Below are 17,989 nucleotides of genomic sequence, written 5' to 3' on the forward strand. Positions count from 1 at the left end.
ACCGATGAGCTGTCCGCGCCTTGCAAGGGCGGTCGCGCAGCCTCGGTCCGGTCGAGACCGGGTCGGCCGGTCTCGCGACACGGAGGGGCACAGCATGAAGATCAGGAAAGAGGACATGGCGGCGTCCATCGACGTGCCGGGGGCCGTGGCACGGCAGCGCCAGGACTTCGGCGAGGCCTCCGGCTACGGCACCATCGCCGGCGAGTACTTCTCGCTGGGGGCGGGCACCGACATCGCCCCCCTGCTCGCCGGCCTGCCCGGCGACAGCTGCCACGCCCCGCACTGGGGCTACATGCTGGAGGGGCAGGTCACGGTGACCTACGTGGACGGCACCGAGGAGTCCCCCGAGGAGGGCGAGCTCTTCTACTGGCCCCCCGGCCACTCCGTGCGGGTCGGCCGGGACGCCGAGGTGATCCTCTTCAGCCCCGCGAAGGAGCACAACGACGTCATCGACCACATGAAGACCCAGATGGGCGGCTGAGGTCCCTGGTCGGGCCGCTGGTGCTCACCGGTTCGATCCCGTGCGGATCAGGGTCGCGCCCAGGACGACCCAGGTGACGCCCCAGACGGCGATGGCGCCGAAGTGCGGGAGGTCGCCGAGGGCCGCGCCGGCGGGGATGGTCGCGAGGGGCCAGGCCCCGGCGGCGAGGGTGGCCCACCGCGGCAGGGCGGCGGGGCCGCGGACCATGCCGACCGCGGCGACGATCAGGCCCACGGCGGCGAGCACCATGAAGACGCTGAACAGCAGGATCGCGGTGTCCTCGTCGACCAGGGCGTAGGCGTGGGCCAGCCCGAAGAGCGTCATCGCGGCGGCGGCGACCGCCAGCGCGACGGTGACGAGCCCCGAGGCGCCCACGGCGACGGCGAGGCGGCGCAGCCCCACGAGACCTGCGGCGAAGAGCAGCGCGGCGGGCACGACGGTGGCGAACCAGGCGGCGCCGACGGCGTCGGGCGCGACCGCCCCGACGGTCCCGAGGACGACGACGACGGCGCCGGCCAGGGCGGTCGCGATGCCGGCGGGCCGGACGGTGGCGCCGGTGCGGGGGAGGGTGTCGGTCACGGTGGACCCCTTCGGTGTCGGTGGACGGATCGACGCCGAGCGTGGGTGCCGTGACGTCCCGGCCGGCAGGGACGGACGCCCCCCGGTCCGCCCGGGGCGTCCGGGAGGAAACACCCGCCGCGACCGGGCGTTTCGTCCGCAGACACGGACCGGGGTGGGGTCCCAGGATGGGCGCATGTCCCACGAGGGGGGTGCGCGGACGGTCCGCCCGTGGCTCGCGGCCGCGCTCGCCGCCCTGGGGGTCGCCGAGGCGCTGATCACCGTGGTGGGCGTGCTCGTCACGGGCCTGTCGTTCGCCGCGGCGCGCGACAGCTTCCTGATCAGCAACGCCACGATCGGCACGGTCTGCGCCCTGTGCGGCGGGCTGATCGCCGCCTACCGCCCCCGCAACGCGCTCGGCTGGCTACTGCTCGGGGTGGCCGTCGCGCAGACCGCGACCGCCGCCGTCACGCCCTGGCTGGCCCGCGCGATCGTCGCCGGGGACCCGCGGGCGGTGACGTGGACGGCGACCGTCTACTCGGCGGCGTGGCCGTGGGCGGTCGGGCTGTTCCTGCCGCTGGCGCTGCTGGTCTTCCCGGACGGGCGGCTCCCGGGCCGGGCGCGGTGGCTGCTCGTGCCCGTGGTCGCCAACGGCGTGGCCCAGGTGCTCGCGTTCAGCGCCGACCCCTACCCGCTGGCGCCCGTCGCGGGGTTCGCGCCGGGCCAGGTGGCGCCGGCGTGGTCGGTGCTGGCGATCCGGGGCGTCGACGTCGGCGTGCCGGCCGCGATCACGAACGCCGTGCTCGCGGCGACCTACCTCGCGGGCGTCGTCACGCTCGTCGTGCGCTACCGGCGCGGCGACGAGCGCACCCGTCAGCAGGTGCTCTGGCCCCTGCTCGCCGCGGTGGTCGTGGTGGTCGTCATCGCCGGGACGCGGGCGGTCTGGTCCGTCGCCGCCCCCGGCACCGGCTTCCCGGTGATCTCCACGCTCGCCGTCGCGCTCGTCCCGGTCGCCATCACGATCGCGGTCCTGCGCTACCGCCTGCTCGACATCCGCCTGCTCTGGTCGCGCGCGGTCACCTACCTCGTCCTCACCGCCGCCCTGGTCGCGACGTACGTCGCGGTCGTGGAGGTCGTCACCCGGCTGCTCGGGCCGGCCGACGGCCTGGCCTCGTCCGTCGCCGCCACCGTCGTCGTCGCCGCGGCGTTCAACCCATTCCGTGTGCGTCTCCAGCGCCGCGTCGACACCCTGTTCTACGGCGACCGCAGCGACCCGGTGCGCGCCGTGGCGTCCGTGACCGAGCACCTGGCGACCGGCGCGGACCGTCCCCGCGACGTGCTCCCGGCCGTCTGCCAGGCGCTGCGGCTCCCGTGGGCCGCGCTCGCGGTCGACGGCGAGCCCGCCGGGGAGGCGGGCGCGCGGCCCGCGCTCGTCGAGGTCTTCCCCCTGCGCCACGCCGGGCGCACCGTGGGGGAGCTGCGGGTCGGTGTCCGCTCCGGGCAGGCGCGCCTCGACCCGTCCGACCGGGCGGTGCTCGAGCTCATGGCGCTGCCGATCGGCGTGGCCCTGCACGCCGACACCTTGTCGGCGGCGGTGCAGCGCTCGCGCCAGGAGATCGTGGCCGCCCGCGAGGAGGAACGGCGCCGCCTGCGCCGGGACCTGCACGACGGGCTCGCCTCGGTGCTCACGGGCGTCGCGTTCCAGGCCGACACCGTGGTCACGCTCGCGGACGCCGACGACCGCACCCGCATCGCGGAGCTCGGCGAGGACATCCGCAGCGGTGTGACCGGGGCGCTCGCCGACGTCCGGCGCCTGATCAACGAGCTGCACCCGTCGGCGCTGCACGAGCTCGGGCTGGTCGAGGCCGTCCGGCGGCACGCGCAGCGCCTGACGCGCGGCGACCCGGCCCCGCTGGCGTTCGCGCTGGTGCAGGACGCGGACGGCGAGGTCGGCGAGCTGCCCGCCGCCGTGGAGGTGGCCGCCTACCGCATCCTCGTCGAGGCGCTGACGAACGTCGCCCGGCACGCACGGGCCACCCGCGCCGAGGTCGACATCCGGTGCACGGACGGCGAGCTCGTCGTCGGCGTGCGCGACGACGGACCGGGCGACGGTGCCGGCTGGACCGCCGGCGTGGGGCTCGCGTCGATGCGCGAGCGCGCCGAGGAGCTCGGCGGCCTCCTGTGCGCGGCGCCGACACCGACCGGCGGGCGGGTCGAGGCCCGGCTGCCGCTGGCGCGGGTGGCGGCGTGACGGCGGCGGTGCGGGTCGTCCTCGCCGACGACCACCCCGTGATCCGCGACGGGCTGGCCGCGCTGCTCGGGGCGGTCGAGGGCATCGAGGTGGTCGCCACCGCCGCGAGCGGCGACCAGGCGGTCCGCGCCGTCGTGGGCGGTCGCCCCGACGTCCTCGTCGTCGACCTGCACATGCCCGGCGGCATCGACGGCGTGGAGGCGACCCGCCGGGTGCGCGCCGAGGCGCCCGGGGTCGGCGTCCTGGTGCTGACGATGCTCGACGACGACGCGTCCGTGCGCGCGGCGCTCGACGCCGGGGCGTCCGGCTACGTGCTCAAGGGCGACTCGCGCCAGCAGATCGTCCGGGCCATCCACGCCGTCGCCGCGGGCGCGACCTTCCTCGGGTCGGGCGTGGCGCACCGGGCGCTCGCCGCCCCGGACCCGACCGCGCCGTTCGCTGCGCTCACGGCCCGCGAGCGCCAGATCCTCGACATGCTCGCCACCGGGGTGGCGACGGCGACGATCGCGGCGCGGCTCGGCCTCGCCGCGAAGACCGTCACCAACAACCTCTCGACGATCTTCACCAAGCTCGGCGTCGCCAGCCGGACCGAGGCGGCGCTGCTCGCCCGCGACCACGGACTCGGGGAGCGGCGGTGACGCCTTCCCTCACGGGCTCCGCGGCGGGACGTTGTGGTTGATCCGGAACACGTTGTCCGGGTCCCACGCGGTCTTGATCTCGACGAGCCGCTCCCAACGGTCGTCCTCGTAGCCCGCGCGCACGTCGGCGGGGCGCACGCGCGGCCCGGCGAGGAAGTTCACCAGCGCGCCGCCGTCGCTCCACGGCGCCAGCTCGTCGAGCAGCGCCTGCTCCGCGGCCGCGTCGGCCTCCGTCGGCCCGGTGGGGTGGGGGTAGGCGGCGGTGTAGACGGTGGCGGCGCCCCCGCGGTGCCCGACCGCGTTGGGCACCGCCGGCTCGCGGGCGAGCGCGCCCCCGAGGAACCGCAGCTCCACGACGAAGGCGTTGCGGGGTCCGGCGTGGCGCACCAGCGCCTCGACCGTGCCCGCGTCGAGGCGGTGGAGCACGAGCGAGCGGCTGTTGGTGGCCCGCGGCGTCGCGGGGTCGTTGTGGATCGTGCCGACGGCGGTGACGGGCATGGTCCGCACGGTGTCGAGCCGCGGGGTCGCGGCCCGGCGCACCGGCGCGATGACGTCCTCGCACGTCGCAGGCTCTCCGCACGAGGTGACGCGCACGTGCGCGCAGAACCGGCCGCGCAGCGCCGGCGGGACGACCGGGAGGTCGGGGAACGTCATCAGCGCCACCGAGAGGCTGACCTCGTCCGGGGCCTGCGGCGCGACCGCGAGCAGGGCGGTGAGGACGTCGCCGGCCGCCTCGCCCGGGAAGAACAGCCCGCCGCCGTACAGCTCGGCGAGCTCGACCAGCCCGACCTGCATCGCGGTGACCACCCCGACGTTGCCCCCGCCGCCGCGCAGCGCCCAGAACAGGTCGGGGTGGCTCTCGGCGGTGACCACGCGCAGCTCGCCGTCGGCGGTGACGACGTCGAGGCGCCGGACGTGGTCGGCGGACCAGCCGTAGCGCCGCCCGAGCACCCCGAGCCCGCCGCCGAGCGTGTACGACACGGCCCCGACCGCCGGCGCGGACCCCGCCAGCGGGGCCAGCCCGTACGGCGCGGCCTCGTGCAGCACCGAGGTCCACACCGCACCGGCCGCGATCCACGCGGTGCGGCCGACGGGGTCGACGCGCACCCCGGCGGCCCGTCGGGTGGTCAGCAGCAGGGCGTCGTCGGCGGGGACCGTGATGCCGTGGCCCGTGGCCTGCACCCCGACCGCGAGGCCCGCGGCGCGCGCCGCGCGGACGCCCGCGACGACGTCGGCGGCGCCCGTCGCGCCCACCACGACGGCCGGGTGCTGGGGGACCGCGAGGTCGAAGCCCGCGAGCTCGGCGGCGTAGCCGTCGTCGCCGGGGTGCAGGACGGGGCCGGCGACCCCGGCGAGGGCGTCGGCGAGGATCAGGGCACTCACTCCCGGCGAGGTCGGGGCACCCCGGGGCTCAGGCGGGCTGCGCGGAGGCGCGAGCGTACTCACGCATGGTCGCGATGACCTCGTCCTGCTCGGGGGTGGTGGGGCGCGGCGCGGCGGGGGAGATGCCGCCCTTGTCGCGGTTCATGAGCAGGGGGATGTCGGGCTGGTCCTCGTCGTCGGACACCCGCGCCATCGACCACCGGCCGAACACGCGCTCGGGCACCGTCGTGGCCTCGAGGATCCTGACCCGCTCGTGGCGCACGTCCTCGTAGATCGTCGCGTAGAGGTCGCGGACCACGGTCTCGTCGCCCTCCAGCGCCTGGACGACGTGGTCGTGCCACACCAGTAGGGCCCCGGTGACGCCCGCCTTCGTGTTCTTGGAGCGCGCCGTGCTGAAGATCGCGCCCAGCTCCGCCTTGCGCTCGTGCGCGGGGATGCGCAGGTGGCTGCTGTAGATGAGCCGGAAGACCGGGCCGGGCGCGTCGGTCGCGGGGTCCGTCATGTCGTCGCTCCTTCGTCGTCACCGACGAGTGGTCGGCGCGGCCCGGTGGTCGGGACCCCCGCACGCTAGCCGACGGGTGATCGCGATCACAGCTCTCCAGAGGTCGGGTCGACGACGCCTCGTGGCCGGGCGATGACGGTCCGATGTGGGCGGGCCGACATCGTCCTCGCCGCGGCCCTCGGCTTAGGTTAGGGTGCCCTAACGGTCAGGAACGATCACGCCGACGTCCGAGGAGAACGATGACTCGCGAGCCGGGGCACTCCGGTCCCGACAGCACGAGCCCGACGAGCTCCGAGCCCGTGGACGTCGTCGACGTCCTCGGCGTCGGGTTCGGCCCGTCGAACCTCGCCCTGGCGCTGGCCGTGCAGGAGCACAACGAGCGGTCGCCCGACACCGAGCGCCTGCGCGCGGCGTTCGTCGAGCAGCAGGCCGCGTTCGGGTGGCACCGCGGCATGCTGCTCGAGGGCGCGACCATGCAGGTGTCGTTCCTCAAGGACCTGGTGACGATGCGGGACCCCACGAGCCCGCGCTCGTTCCTCGGCTACCTGCAGGGCCAGGGGCGGCTCGCCGACTTCATCAACACGAAGACGATGTTCCCGTCGCGGATCGAGTTCCACGACTACCTCGAGTGGTGCGCGGCCGACGTCCGCCACCTCGTGTCCTACGGGACGCGGGCGGTCGCGGTGCACCCCGTCACCGGTCCCGACGGCGAGGTCGACCAGCTCGACGTCGTCCTGCGCGACGCGCGCGGCGACGAGGCCGCCACGCGGGTCGTGCGCACCCGCGACCTGGTGCTCGCCACCGGCCTCGTGCCGTGGTTGCCGCCGGGCGTGCAGCGCGGGCACCGCGTCTGGCACAACAGCGAGCTGCTGCCGCGGCTGGCCGACCTCGTGCCCGCCGCGGAGCGCAGCCGGCGCTTCGTCGTCGTCGGCGCGGGGCAGAGCGCGGCGGAGGCGACCGCCTACCTGCACGACCGCGAGGACGCCGCGGAGGTGCACTCCGTGTTCTCGCGCTACGGCTACAGCCCGGCCGACGACACGTCGTTCGCCAACAGGATCTTCGACCCTGAGGCCGTGGACCACTTCTTCGCCGCGCCCGGCGAGGTCAAGCAGATGCTCATGGACTACCACGCCAACACGAACTACTCGGTGGTCGACCCGGAGCTGATCGGGGACCTCTACCAGCGCGAGTACCAGGAGAAGGTCCAGGGCCGGCAGCGGCTGCACGTCCACGGGGCCTGCCGCGTGTCGGCGGTGCGCGCCCCCGAGCCCGACACCGACGGCGACGGTCCGGGCCCGGGCGCCGACGGCCCCGACGTCGAGGTCGACATCCAGTTCCTGCCCACCGGGCAGACGCGGACGATCAGCTCCGACATCGTCGTCTACGCCACCGGCTACCGGCCGATCGACCCGAGCGGGCTGCTCGGCGACGTCGGCGCGTGGTGCCGGCGGGCGCAGGACGGCGAGCTGCTGGTCGAGCGCGACTACCGCCTGCACACCGTGGAGCCGCTCCGCGCGGGCGTCTACCTGCAGGGGCCCACCGAGCACACCCACGGCATCAGCTCGACGCTGCTGTCGACCACCGCGGTGCGCGCCGGGGAGATCCTCGACTCGGTGCTGGGGCACCGCCGGCCCGCCCCGGAGCTGGCCGTCGACCACGACGGACCGGGCGAGCCGGCGACGCTGGGCCCAGGGTGGGGGGACCCGGGGGTGGTGACGCCGTGACGGGACCTGCGCTGGTCACCGGGGCCGCCGGGGGCATCGGGGCGGCGGTGTGCCGCCGGCTCGTGGACGCGGGCGCGCCGGTGGCGCTGCTCGACCGCGACGCCGACGCCGTCGAGTCGCTGGCCGCGGACCTGCGCGCCCGCGGCGGGGACGCGGTGGCGGTGCCCGCCGACGTCACCGACGCCGGCGCGGTGGAGAAGGCCGTCGCGGCGGCCGAGGACGCGCTCGGGCCGCTGACGACGCTGGCCAACGTGGCCGGGGTGCTGCACGTCGGGCGCGTCACCGAGGTCGACGACGCCGACTGGCGCCGGTGCTTCGACGTCAACACCACCGGCGTCATGCACGCCTGCCGCGCGGTCGGCGCGCGCCTGGCCGAACGCGGCGGGGGGTCGGTGGTCACGGTCGCCTCCAACGCCGCCGGCGTGCCCCGCGTCGGCATGGCCGCCTACGCCGCGTCGAAGGCCGCCGCCGTCGCGCTGACCCGCTGTCTGGGCCTCGAGCTGGCCGGGCAGGGGGTGCGCGCCAACGTCGTGTGCCCGGGCTCGACCGACACCGCGATGCTCGACGCCATGGGCGACCTGCCCGCCGACCACGCCGCCCTGGTGCGCGGGTCGTCGGAGACGTTCAAGACGGGCATCCCGCTGGGCCGGGTCGCCGCGCCCGAGGACGTGGCCGAGGTGGTCGCTTTCCTCGCCTCCGACGCCGCCCGGCACGTGACGCTGCAGACCGTCTACGTCGACGGGGGCGCCTCGCTCGGGCCCTGACCGCCGTCCTCCCACCAGAACCGGCACCACATCCCGTCCACGCACGTCCCGACCACACCGATCGGCACGCACCGTGAGAGGACCCCGATGACCCGCACCCCGACCAGCGCCGGCCCGGAGCTCGAGCCCCCGCGGGAGGAGTCGTCCCCCGACGTCTCGGTCGACGTCCCGCCCGGCCCGGGTTCCGGCCCGGGCGCGTTCCTCTTCTCGACGCGCGAGGTGACGCTGCGGACCGCCGGCGTGCGCACCCGCGTCCCGGACGCCGCACCGGGCGCGGTCGGGGCCACGGCCGCCGCGACGCTCGCCGCCGAGCGGGCCGCCGGGCACCCGGACCCGCTGGTGGTGGGCGCGGTCGGGTTCGCGCCGGGGGAGGCGCGCCTCGTGGTGCCCGCGCACGTGCACCGCACCCCGACGATCGCCCGGGACGCCTCCGACGCGCCGCCCGCCCCGCCGCTGACCGCGCCGCCCTCGGCGCCCGCGGCGGTCGGCACCCGCTGGGACTTCCGCGCCGAGCCGCCGCCCCCGCAGTACGCGGCGGCGGTGCAGCGCGCGCTGGACATGATCGCGCAGGGGCGTCTGCAGAAGGTGGTGCTGGCCCGCGCGGCGACGATGACCGCGCCCGAGCCGCTCGACGTCGCCGCCGTGCTCGAGCGGCTCGCCGCCCGCAACCCCTCGGGCTACGCCTTCGCCGCCGACGTCGCCGACCCCGCCGAGGCGGCCGAGCGCGGCGGGTACGTGGCGCGCACCCTGCTGGGCGCGAGTCCCGAGCTGCTGCTCGCCCGCCGCGGCGACGCCGTCGTGTCCCAGCCGCTGGCGGGCACGGCCCCGCGCAGCCCCGACCCCGACGAGGACGCCCGCCGCGGCGAGGCCCTCGCGGACTCGGCCAAGGACCTGCGCGAGCACGCCCTGGTCGTCGAGCGGGTGGCCGAGCGCCTGGCGCCGTACTGCACGTCGCTCGAGGTGCCGGCGGCGCCGTCGCTGACGCGCACGGCGGCGCTCTGGCACCTCGCCACCCGCATCGAGGGCCGGCTGCTCGAGGACGCGCCGAGCTCGCTGGAGCTCGCCGAGGCCCTGCACCCCACGCCCGCGGTGTGCGGCGAGCCGACCGAGGCCGCGCGCGAGGCGATCGGCGAGCTCGAGGAGTTCCCGCGCGGCTTCTACGCCGGGCTCGTCGGCTGGTGCGATGCCGACGGTGACGGCGAGTGGGCCATCGCGATCCGCTGCGCCGAGGTGTCCGGGCGCGCGGCGCGCGTCTACGCCGGGGCGGGGATCGTCGAGGGGTCCCGGCCGGAGGCGGAGCTGGCCGAGACCAGCGCGAAGTTCCGCACACTGCTCGCGGCGCTGGGGCTGGAGGCCACGCCGTGACGAGTGCCGTGACGAGCGCCGTGACCCGGGACCCGCGCCCGGTGGCCGAGGGCGTCGTGCCCTACCCGCCCGAGGTCGCGGAGCGCTACCGCGCCGCCGGCTACTGGACGGGGCAGACTCACCCCGACCTGCTCGACAGGGCCGTCGCCCTGTACGGCGGACGCACGGCCGTCGTCGGCACCGGCCCGTCGGGCGACCAGCGCTGGACCTACGCCGAGCTCGACGCCCGCGCCCGCGGGCTGGCCGCCGGGCTCGCCGAGCAGGGCGTGGCGCCCAACGACCGCGTCGTCGTGTGGCTGCCGAACGTCCCCGAGTACCTCGAGGTCGTCTTCGCGCTGTTCCGGCTCGGGGCGCTGCCGGTGTTCGCGCTGCCCGCGCACCGCGCCAGCGAGATCCGCTACTTCGCCGAGCACGCCGAGGCGCGCGCGATCGTCACCGTCGGGCGCCACGACCGCTTCGACCACGCCGCCGCGGCCGCGCAGATCGCGGCCGAGGTGCCCACCGTGCGCCGCGTCGTGGTCGCCGCGTCCGCCGACACCGAGCTCCCCGCCGGCGCCGTGACGCTCTCGGCGCTGCGCCGCACCCCGCCCGACACCCTGCCCGGCGACGACGCCGACCCCGCGTCGGTGGCGTTCCTGCAGCTCTCGGGCGGGACGACGGGCCTGCCCAAGCTGATCCCGCGGACCCACGACGACTACCTCTACAGCGTCCGGGCCAGCGCGGAGATCTGCGGGCTGTCGCCGGCGACGGTGTACCTCGCGACCCTGCCCGCGGCGCACAACTTCACGATGAGCTCGCCCGGGCTGCTCGGGGTGGTGCACGCCGGCGGCACCGCGGTGCTCGCCCCGTCGCCCGACCCCGACACGTGCTTCCGGCTGATCGAGGCCGAGCGCGTGACCCTGGCCGCGGTGGTGCCGCCGCTCGCCGCGATGTGGGTCCAGGCCGCCGCCCGCACCGAGCGGGACCTCTCCAGCCTCGAGGTGCTGCAGGTCGGCGGGGCCAAGTGCGCCCCGGAGCTGGCACGGAAGATCCAGCCCGCGCTCGGGGCGCGCCTGCAGCAGGTGTTCGGCATGGCCGAGGGGCTGGTCAACTACACCCGCCTCGACGACCCCGAGGACGTGGTGCGCGAGACCCAGGGCCGCCCGATCTCCCCGGACGACGAGATCCGCGTGGTCGACCCCGACGACGCGCAAGAGCGCGAGGTCGCGCCCGGCGAGGTCGGCGCGCTGCTCACCCGCGGGCCGTACACGATCCGCGGCTACTACCGCGCCGAGGACCACAACGCGTCCGCGTTCACCGCCGACGGCTTCTACCGCACCGGCGACCTCGTGCGGATCACCTCCCGCGGCGACGTCGTCGTCTCCGGGCGGCTCAAGGAGCAGATCAACCGCGGCGGCGAGAAGATCGCCGCCGAGGAGGTGGAGAACCACCTGCTCGCGCACCCCGACGTCGTCGACGCCGCGATCGTCGGCGTCCCGGACGAGTTCCTCGGCGAGCGCACGCACGCCTTCGTGGTCCCGGTGGCCGAGCGCGAGGCGCCCACGGGCACCGCGCTGCGCCGGTTCGTCCGCGACCGCGGCGTCGCCGCCTACAAGATCCCCGACACCGTCGAGGTCGTCGCGGCGTTCCCGGTGACCGGCGTGGGCAAGACCAGCCGGCGCGCGCTGCGCACGGCGCTGGCCCAGCACCTGACCGCAGAGGGGACCCCGTGAGCCTGCCGTCGATCGCGCCCTACCCGATGCCGCGGGCGCACGAGCTGCCCGCGAGCCGGCCCGACTGGTCGCCCGACCCGCGCCGGGCGGTGCTGCTCGTGCACGACATGCAGCGCTACTTCCTCGCGCCGTTCTCGCGCACCGACGAGCCGGTCAGCGTGCTCACCGCGCACATCGCCACCCTGGCGGCGCGAGCGCGGGCGCTCGGCGTGCCCGTCGTCTACACCGCCCAGCCCGGCGAGCAGCCGCCCGCGGAGCGCGGCCTGCTCGACGACTTCTGGGGCCGGGGACCCGCGGCGGCCTACGCCGAGGACCCGGGCGTGGTGGCGATCGTCGACGAGCTCACCCCCGAGCCCGGCGACGAGGTGCTGACCAAGTGGCGCTACAGCGCGTTCCAGCGCAGCCCGCTCGCCGGGCTCCTCGACGGGTGGGGCCGCGACCAGCTGCTGATCACCGGCATCTACGCCCACATCGGCTGCATGGTGACCGCGGTGGAGGCCTTCATGCGCGACGTGCAGCCGTTCCTGGTCGCCGACGCCGTCGCCGACTTCTCCCGAAACCACCACGAGCAGGCCATGACGTGGACCGCGCAGCGCTGCGGCGTCGTGACGTCCACCGCGCAGGCGCTCGAGGCGATGGAGGCGAGCACCGTGGAGGCGCCGGCGTGACGGCCACCGCCACCCGCCCCGAGGAGCGCGCGCCCCGGACCCGGCCCACCGGCATCCGTGCCGGCGGCCTCGTCGTCGCGCTGGTGCTGCTGGCGCTCGCCGTGGTCGCGAGCCTCATGGTGGGCAGCCGCGGGATCGCGCCCGGCGTCGTGCTCGACGCGCTGCGCTACGGGCCCGCGTCGCCCACCGACACCGACGCGGTGATCGTGCTCGAGCAGCGCCTGCCCCGGACCCTGCTGGGTCTCGCGGTGGGCGTCGCGCTCGGCGCGGCCGGGGCGCTGATGCAGGCGCTGACCCGCAACCCGCTCGCCGACCCCGGCGTCCTGGGCATCAACTGGGGCGCGTCGGCGGCGATCGTCGGCGGGATCATGCTGTTCGGGATCACCACGCTCAACGGCTACGTGTGGTTCTCGCTGGTCGGCGCGGCCGTGGTCGCCGTGCTCGTCTACCTGCTCGGGGCCACCGGGCGCAGCGGCGCCACGCCCGCCCGCCTCGCGCTGGCCGGCACCGCGGTCGGCGCCTCGCTGCAGGGCGTCATCTACGCCGTCGTGCTCGTGGACGCCACGACCTTCGACCAGTACCGGGTGTGGCGGGTCGGCTCGCTGACCGGCCGCGACCCGCAGGCGCTGGTGCAGGTGCTGCCGTTCCTGGTCGTCGGGATCCTGCTCGCCCTCGGCCTCGCGCGGGCGCTCAACGCGCTGGCGCTGGGGGAGGAGACCGCCCGGGCGCTCGGCGTCCGCGTCGGGCGCATCCGCGCGCTGACCGGCCTCGGGATCGTGCTGCTCTGCGGCGGCGCCACCGCGGCGTGCGGGCCGGTCGCGTTCGTCGGACTCGCCGTGCCGCACCTCGCGCGCGTCGTCACCGGTCCCGACCAGCGGTGGGTGATGCCCTGGTCGATGGCGCTCGGCGGGCTGCTCGTGGTGTGCGCGGACATCCTCGGGCGCGTGGTCGCGATCCCCGCCGAGCTCGAGGTCGGGGTGGTGACGGCGTTCGTCGGCGCGCCCGTCTTCCTCGCCATCGCCCGCCGGCGCCGGGTGGTGGCGCTGTGAGCGCACCCCCAGAGGACCGGACCCTGCCCACCGGGCCCGTGGTGCGCACCGAGCGCGTGTCGGTGCGCGTGCGCACCCGGGCCGTGACGGCCACCGTCGCCCTGCTCGTCGCCGCCGTCGTGCTCGGCGCGCTGGCCATGACCCTCGGCGACTACCAGCTCTCGGTCGGTCAGGTGATCGGCGCGCTGACCGGGAGCGGCTCGCGCGCCCAGGAGTACGTGGTGCTGGGCCTGCGCGCGCCGCGCGTGGTGCTCGCCCTCGTGCTCGGGGCGGCGCTCGGGGTGGGCGGCGCGGTGTTCCAGTCGCTGGCCCGCAACAACCTCGCGAGCCCCGACCTGCTCGGCTTCACCACCGGCGCGGCGTCCGGGGCGCTCATCGCGATCGTGCTGCTCGGCGGCGGGGCCGCGGGCACCACGATCGGCGCGATCGCCGGCACGCTCGTCACCGCGGTGGTGGTGCAGGCGCTGCTCGGCGGCGCGGTCGGCGGCTACCGCCTCGTGCTGGTCGGCATCGGCGTCAACGCCGTGCTCGCCGCTTTCAACAACTTCCTCATCCTGCGCACCGACCTGTCCACCGCGGTCGCCGCGCAGAGCTGGCTCGTCGGCACGCTCAACGGACGCGGCTGGACGCAGGTGGTCGCCGTGGCGATCGCGCTGGCGGTGCTCGTGCCGATCGCGGCGGCGGGCAGCCGGCGCCTCGACCTGCTCGGGATGGGTGACGACGTCGCGCGCGGCCTGGGCGTGGCGGTCGAGCGAACGCGCATCACGACGCTGCTCGTCGGCGTCGCGCTGGTCGGCGTGGCCACCGCGGCCGTCGGGCCCGTCGCGTTCGTCGCGCTGGCGGCGCCGCAGCTCGCGCGCCGGATCACGGGCACCACCGGGCCCGGCGTGCTGGCCGCCGGGCTACTCGGCGCGGTGCTGCTGCTGGCCGGCGACGTGCTCGGCCAGCGCCTGGCCGCGCCGACCCAGTTCCCCGCGGGCACCATGACCGCGGCCGTCGGCGGGCTCTACCTCGTGTGGCTACTCGCCAGGGAATGGAGGGCAGGGAGGTGACCCATCGTCTGCGCGCGGAGGGGCTGACGCTCGCCTACGAGCAGCGGACGGTCATCCGCGAGCTCGACGTCGCGATCCCGGACGGCTCGTTCACCGTGATCGTCGGACCCAACGCCTGCGGCAAGTCGACGCTGCTGCGCGGGCTCGCCCGCATGATCAGGCCGGCGGCGGGGACCGTGACCCTCGACGAGCGCCCCATCACCGCCTACGGGCCCAAGGAGGTCGCGCGGCGCGTCGCGCTGCTGCCCCAGAGCCCCACGGCGCCCGACGGCATCACGGTGCTCGACCTCGTCGCCCGCGGCCGCTACCCGCACCAGTCGCTGCTGCGGCAGTGGTCGGTGGCCGACGAGGAGGCCGTGCGCGAGGCGATGGCCGCCACCGGGGTCGCCGACCTGGCCGAGCGCGACGTCGCCCAGCTCTCGGGCGGCCAGCGCCAGCGCGTGTGGATCGCGATGGTGCTCGCGCAGCAGACCCCGCTGCTGCTGCTCGACGAGCCGACGACGTTCCTCGACATCGCCTTCCAGCTCGACGTGCTCGACCTGTGCGCCGACCTGCACGCCGGCGGGGAGCGCACGCTGGTCGCGGTGCTGCACGACCTCAACCAGGCCTGCCGCTACGCCACGCACCTGATCGCCATGCGCGAGGGCACGATCCTCGCGCAGGGCCCGCCCGGGGAGATCGTCGACGCCGCGCTGGTGCGGGACGTCTTCGGCATCACCTGCGAGGTCGTGCCCGACCCCCAGACCGGCACCCCGATGATCGTCCCCGCGGGGCGGGAGACGCGCCGGCGGCGGCGCGAGGCCGCGAGGGCGGAGGACCCGGTGGCGGCCAGCCGCCCGTGACCCGATCGTGGCCCGTGCCACTGCTCCGTCCGGAATCTTAGGATAGCCTCAGCTACCGTGCTGCCGTCGACGAAGGGACGTCCCGTGTCCAGCCCGGACGCAGACCCGGCCGCCGCCGTCGACCTCGAGCGCATGCGCGCCGACGTCGCGCAGGCCCTCGAGGAGTCGCCGGAGGCCATCGGCGACCACGACGACCTGCTCGACCGCGGCCTCGACTCGATCCGGCTGATGAGCCTGGTCGAGTCCTGGCGGGCCGGCGGCACCGAGCTGAGCTTCATCGACCTGGCCGAGACGCCCACGCTCGATGCCTGGGCCCGCCTGCTGCACGACGAGGAGCGGGGAGCGACGACGTGACCAACCCCTTCGACGACGAGGACGGCCGTTTCCTCGTGCTCGTCAACGACGAGGGCCAGCACAGCCTGTGGCCCGTGTTCGCCGACGTCCCGGACGGCTGGCGCGCCGTCCTCGGGGAGGCCCCCGAGGGCGAGAGCCGCCAGGCCTGCGTCGAGTACGTCGAGACGCACTGGACCGACCTGCGGCCGCGCAGCCTCGTCGAGGCGCAGGAGGGGTCGCGGTGACCGCCCCCGCCCCGGTGCAGCGGTGGATCGACGGGGCACCCGCGCCCGTCTCCCGCATGCTCCACGGGCTGCGACCCCGCCTGGCCGAGGTCGTGCGTGTCCAGCGCCTGACCCCGCGCATGGCCCGGGTGACGCTGTCGGGCGACTTCGCCGAGCTGCCGGGCGCGGCGGCCACCGACCACGTCAAGGTCTTCTTCCCCACCGGCGGCGACGAGCTGCCCGTGATGCCGACGGTCGGCGAGCACGGGCTCGTGCCGCCCCCGCCCGGGACGCCGCGCACCTACCGCGACTACACCGTGCGCCGCCTCGACCGCGCGGCCGGCGAGCTCGACCTCGACATGGTCGTGCACGCCGGCGGTCTCGCGGGCGCCTGGGCCGCGGCCGCGCGGCCCGGGCTCAAGGTCGGCGTGCTGGGCCCGCGCGGCTCCGAGGTCGTCGACGACACCCTCGACTGGTACGTGCTGGCCGGCGACGAGACCGCGCTGCCGGCCATCGGCCGCTGGCTCGCCGAGCTGCCCGCCGGCGCGCGCGCCGAGGTGTTCTGCGAGATCGCGGACGCCGCGGAGGAGCAGGAGCTCGCGTCGGCCGCCGACGTCACCGTGCACTGGCTGCACCGCGACGGGGCCCCGGCCGGCGAGGCCGCGCTGCTGCACGACGCGCTCGCGGCGATGACGCTGCCCCCGGGACGCGGGTTCGTGTGGGTCGCGGGGGAGGCCGGCGCCCTGCGCCCGGTGCGCCGCATGCTGCGGGCGCGCCCGGACGTCTGCTCACGGCACCTCGACGTCGACGGGTACTGGCGCCGTGGCGTCGTCAACCACGACCACCACGCGCCGGGCGAGGACTGAGGCGCGGCTGGTCCCGGTCAGCCGCTCCCGATGAGGACGCCGGCGACGACGGCGAGGGCGAGCCCGAGCGTGCGCAGCGCCGGGAGGGGCTCGGCGAGGAGCACACGGGCCAGCACCGCGGTGACGACGGGCGAGAGCTCGGTGGTCACCGCGGCGACCCCGACGCTGCCGGCACCGGCGGCGAGCAGGTAGGCCACGGTGCCCGCCGCGGAGAGCGCGCCGACGGTGAGGACGGCGGGCACCTGCCGGGGGGACAGCCGGAGCCGGGCGCCGCGCAACCATGCGGCGGCGAGGGCGACGCCCACGATGACGACGAACAGCGCGACCGCCGGCCAGAGCCCGCTCCCGGTCGGCGCCTCGCCCAGCAGGACGTACATGACCGCGTGGGCGGCGCCGGCGCCGAGGCCCCAGCCCACGCCGCGGCGGCTCGGACCCGGGGGAAGGTGGTCTCCAGTCCGACGTGGTTCGGGGAGGCCGACGAGCACGACGGCGACGAGGGCCAGCACGATCCCGATCGCGGCGGGCCGGGAGACCGCCACGCCGCGCAGGAGGTCGACGAGCACGGGGAGCCCGGCGGCGGTGACCGAGGCGGTCGGGGTGACGACCCCGAGCCGCCCGGTGGCGAAGCCGCGCAGGAAGCAGTAGCTCCCCGCGGCGCCGGCCACCCCGGCGCCCGCGCCCCACGCCAGCGCGGCCGCACCAGGCGTGCCGGCGACGAGGGTGCTCGCCGGGAGGAGGACGAGCAGGGCCGCGCCCTGGCCGAGGACGAGGAGGGTCAGCGCGGGCAGACGCCGCGAGAGCGCCCCGCCGACGAAGTCCCCGACGCCGTAGGACAGGGCGGCGACGAGCCCCAGGAGTCCCGCCGGGCTACCCATCGACCGCGTCGGGCTCGAGGTGGGTCCAGGGTGGACAGGGCTCGCACGCCGCCCGGTCGCAGAGCCGGCAGAGGCGGCGCAGCTCGCCCGCGTCCGCCGCCTGGTCGAGCAGCAGGGGCTCGATCGCCGCGGCGAGCCGTTCCCGATCGGGGCCCAGCCGCTCGAGCTGCGCCGCGAGCGCCTCGTGCCGGGCCGCGAGGAGCGCGTCCCGCGCCGTGACACCGGCGGCGGTGGGTCGCAGGGCCACGGTCCGTCCACCACCGGGGCCCCGTTCGACCCACCCGCGCTCCTCGAGGCGGTCGACCAGCCGCACCGCGCCGGGGTGGGTCAGCCCGAGGGCCCGGCGCAGGGTCTCGACGCTCATGCCCGGCTCGGCGGCGACGGCGACCAGCGCCGCCGGGCCGGCGCCGCCCATGCCGGTCGATCGCTCCGCCGCCTCGCGCACCGCGTCGGCGACGCTCAGCGCCCAGGCGCCGACGACGTTCAGGGCCCTTCCGCCCTCGATGTGCATGAGTCATATTGAAGCCGATGCGTCGGGCGCGGTCGAGTCCCTTCGACGTGGACCGGTGCCCCGGACTGCCGCAGCCGGGAGCGAAGGTCACCTCGACGGCGCTGGACGCAGCGAGGGTCACCTTCGCGGCGTCGCGCCGGGGCACGGCTCGGCGGTTGCTCGCGCAGCGAAGGACGCTTCGGGTGCGCGTG

General features: G+C 76.4%; 19 protein-coding genes. 14 read left to right on the top strand and 5 right to left on the bottom strand.

What is annotated here, in order from left to right:
* Nucleotides 1-94 precede the first annotated feature (94 nt).
* Nucleotides 95-481 (top strand): hypothetical protein, encoded by a 387-nt coding sequence (locus tag ACQPX6_RS09425; protein ID WP_433787044.1) that lies wholly within the window; start codon nucleotides 95-97, stop codon nucleotides 479-481.
* 24 nt (nucleotides 482-505) lie between these two features.
* Here ACQPX6_RS09425 and ACQPX6_RS09430 read toward each other — a convergent pair whose 3' ends face one another.
* Nucleotides 506-1,060 carry a hypothetical protein gene (locus tag ACQPX6_RS09430; RefSeq protein ID WP_433787045.1) on the bottom strand — a complete coding sequence of 185 codons (555 nt, stop codon included), beginning with the start codon at nucleotides 1,058-1,060 and terminating at the stop codon, nucleotides 506-508.
* 175 nt (nucleotides 1,061-1,235) lie between these two features.
* On the opposite strand from ACQPX6_RS09430, the gene ACQPX6_RS09435 reads away from it, so the two are divergent.
* Entirely contained in the window at nucleotides 1,236-3,290 is a 2,055-nt protein-coding gene (locus tag ACQPX6_RS09435; protein ID WP_433787046.1) for a sensor histidine kinase, read from the top strand.
* A complete protein-coding gene (locus tag ACQPX6_RS09440) occupies nucleotides 3,287-3,928 on the top strand; it encodes a response regulator (RefSeq protein ID WP_433787047.1) in 642 nt (213 codons plus the stop codon). Before ACQPX6_RS09435 ends, ACQPX6_RS09440 begins: the two co-directional genes overlap by 4 nt.
* 9 nt (nucleotides 3,929-3,937) lie before the next feature.
* On the opposite strand, the gene ACQPX6_RS09445 is transcribed toward ACQPX6_RS09440, so the two are convergent.
* Together ACQPX6_RS09445 and ACQPX6_RS09450 are read right to left on the bottom strand one after the other, a co-directional pair.
* Nucleotides 3,938-5,311, bottom strand: coding sequence for an FAD-binding oxidoreductase (locus ACQPX6_RS09445; protein WP_433787048.1), 1,374 nt, complete (start codon nucleotides 5,309-5,311; stop codon nucleotides 3,938-3,940).
* Between the two features lie 28 nt (nucleotides 5,312-5,339).
* Complete coding sequence (locus tag ACQPX6_RS09450; protein WP_433787049.1) at nucleotides 5,340-5,813, bottom strand: BLUF domain-containing protein; 474 nt, start codon at nucleotides 5,811-5,813, stop codon at nucleotides 5,340-5,342.
* 239 nt (nucleotides 5,814-6,052) lie between these two features.
* Here ACQPX6_RS09450 and ACQPX6_RS09455 point away from each other — a divergent pair, with 239 nt between their 5' ends.
* From ACQPX6_RS09455 to ACQPX6_RS09505, 11 genes are all read left to right on the top strand, one after another.
* On the top strand, nucleotides 6,053-7,537 hold the full coding sequence (locus ACQPX6_RS09455; RefSeq protein WP_433787050.1) for a lysine N(6)-hydroxylase/L-ornithine N(5)-oxygenase family protein: 1,485 nt from the start codon (nucleotides 6,053-6,055) through the stop codon (nucleotides 7,535-7,537).
* Nucleotides 7,534-8,301, top strand: coding sequence for an SDR family NAD(P)-dependent oxidoreductase (locus ACQPX6_RS09460; RefSeq protein WP_433787051.1), 768 nt, complete (start codon nucleotides 7,534-7,536; stop codon nucleotides 8,299-8,301). The genes ACQPX6_RS09455 and ACQPX6_RS09460 overlap by 4 nt, the downstream gene beginning before the upstream one ends.
* A gap of 87 nt (nucleotides 8,302-8,388) precedes the next feature.
* Entirely contained in the window at nucleotides 8,389-9,666 is a 1,278-nt protein-coding gene (locus ACQPX6_RS09465) for an isochorismate synthase (protein ID WP_433787052.1), read from the top strand.
* An 8-nt stretch (nucleotides 9,667-9,674) separates the two neighbouring features.
* A complete protein-coding gene (locus tag ACQPX6_RS09470; RefSeq protein ID WP_433787053.1) occupies nucleotides 9,675-11,378 on the top strand; it encodes a (2,3-dihydroxybenzoyl)adenylate synthase in 1,704 nt (567 codons plus the stop codon).
* Nucleotides 11,375-12,046, top strand: coding sequence for an isochorismatase family protein (locus ACQPX6_RS09475; protein WP_433787054.1), 672 nt, complete (start codon nucleotides 11,375-11,377; stop codon nucleotides 12,044-12,046). The genes ACQPX6_RS09470 and ACQPX6_RS09475 overlap by 4 nt, the downstream gene beginning before the upstream one ends.
* Nucleotides 12,043-13,095, top strand: coding sequence for a FecCD family ABC transporter permease (locus ACQPX6_RS09480; protein ID WP_433787055.1), 1,053 nt, complete (start codon nucleotides 12,043-12,045; stop codon nucleotides 13,093-13,095). Before ACQPX6_RS09475 ends, ACQPX6_RS09480 begins: the two co-directional genes overlap by 4 nt.
* Entirely contained in the window at nucleotides 13,092-14,147 is a 1,056-nt protein-coding gene (locus ACQPX6_RS09485; protein WP_433787056.1) for a FecCD family ABC transporter permease, read from the top strand. Before ACQPX6_RS09480 ends, ACQPX6_RS09485 begins: the two co-directional genes overlap by 4 nt.
* Nucleotides 14,129-14,989 (top strand): ABC transporter ATP-binding protein, encoded by an 861-nt coding sequence (locus ACQPX6_RS09490; protein WP_433787057.1) that lies wholly within the window; start codon nucleotides 14,129-14,131, stop codon nucleotides 14,987-14,989. The genes ACQPX6_RS09485 and ACQPX6_RS09490 overlap by 19 nt, the downstream gene beginning before the upstream one ends.
* An 84-nt stretch (nucleotides 14,990-15,073) precedes the next feature.
* Complete coding sequence (locus ACQPX6_RS09495; protein WP_433787058.1) at nucleotides 15,074-15,343, top strand: phosphopantetheine-binding protein; 270 nt, start codon at nucleotides 15,074-15,076, stop codon at nucleotides 15,341-15,343.
* The gene (locus tag ACQPX6_RS09500; protein ID WP_433787059.1) at nucleotides 15,340-15,567 is read left to right on the top strand and encodes an MbtH family protein; all 228 of its coding nucleotides are present in this window, start codon (nucleotides 15,340-15,342) and stop codon (nucleotides 15,565-15,567) included. Before ACQPX6_RS09495 ends, ACQPX6_RS09500 begins: the two co-directional genes overlap by 4 nt.
* A complete protein-coding gene (locus tag ACQPX6_RS09505; protein WP_433787060.1) occupies nucleotides 15,564-16,412 on the top strand; it encodes a siderophore-interacting protein in 849 nt (282 codons plus the stop codon). Before ACQPX6_RS09500 ends, ACQPX6_RS09505 begins: the two co-directional genes overlap by 4 nt.
* 17 nt (nucleotides 16,413-16,429) lie before the next feature.
* Here ACQPX6_RS09505 and ACQPX6_RS09510 read toward each other — a convergent pair whose 3' ends face one another.
* Nucleotides 16,430-17,287: an EamA family transporter gene (locus tag ACQPX6_RS09510; RefSeq protein WP_433787061.1), complete on the bottom strand. Its 858-nt coding sequence runs from the start codon at nucleotides 17,285-17,287 to the stop codon at nucleotides 16,430-16,432.
* A complete protein-coding gene (locus ACQPX6_RS09515; protein ID WP_433787062.1) occupies nucleotides 17,280-17,798 on the bottom strand; it encodes a MarR family winged helix-turn-helix transcriptional regulator in 519 nt (172 codons plus the stop codon). The genes ACQPX6_RS09510 and ACQPX6_RS09515 overlap by 8 nt, the downstream gene beginning before the upstream one ends.
* Nucleotides 17,799-17,989: the final 191 nt, after the last annotated feature.

The sequence above is a fragment of the Actinomycetospora sp. CA-101289 genome (assembly GCF_050955895.1).
In the GTDB taxonomy this organism is placed as follows: domain Bacteria; phylum Actinomycetota; class Actinomycetes; order Mycobacteriales; family Pseudonocardiaceae; genus Actinomycetospora.

Coding starts and splice junctions, on each gene's coding strand:
- ACQPX6_RS09425 (WP_433787044.1), top strand. CDS start 95: ATGAAGATCAGGAAAGAGGACATGGCGGCGTCCATCGACGTGCCGGGG.
- ACQPX6_RS09435 (WP_433787046.1), top strand. CDS start 1,236: ATGTCCCACGAGGGGGGTGCGCGGACGGTCCGCCCGTGGCTCGCGGCC.
- ACQPX6_RS09450 (WP_433787049.1), bottom strand. CDS start 5,813: ATGACGGACCCCGCGACCGACGCGCCCGGCCCGGTCTTCCGGCTCATC.
- ACQPX6_RS09455 (WP_433787050.1), top strand. CDS start 6,053: ATGACTCGCGAGCCGGGGCACTCCGGTCCCGACAGCACGAGCCCGACG.
- ACQPX6_RS09465 (WP_433787052.1), top strand. CDS start 8,389: ATGACCCGCACCCCGACCAGCGCCGGCCCGGAGCTCGAGCCCCCGCGG.
- ACQPX6_RS09490 (WP_433787057.1), top strand. CDS start 14,129: ATGGAGGGCAGGGAGGTGACCCATCGTCTGCGCGCGGAGGGGCTGACG.
- ACQPX6_RS09510 (WP_433787061.1), bottom strand. CDS start 17,287: ATGGGTAGCCCGGCGGGACTCCTGGGGCTCGTCGCCGCCCTGTCCTAC.
- ACQPX6_RS09515 (WP_433787062.1), bottom strand. CDS start 17,798: ATGCACATCGAGGGCGGAAGGGCCCTGAACGTCGTCGGCGCCTGGGCG.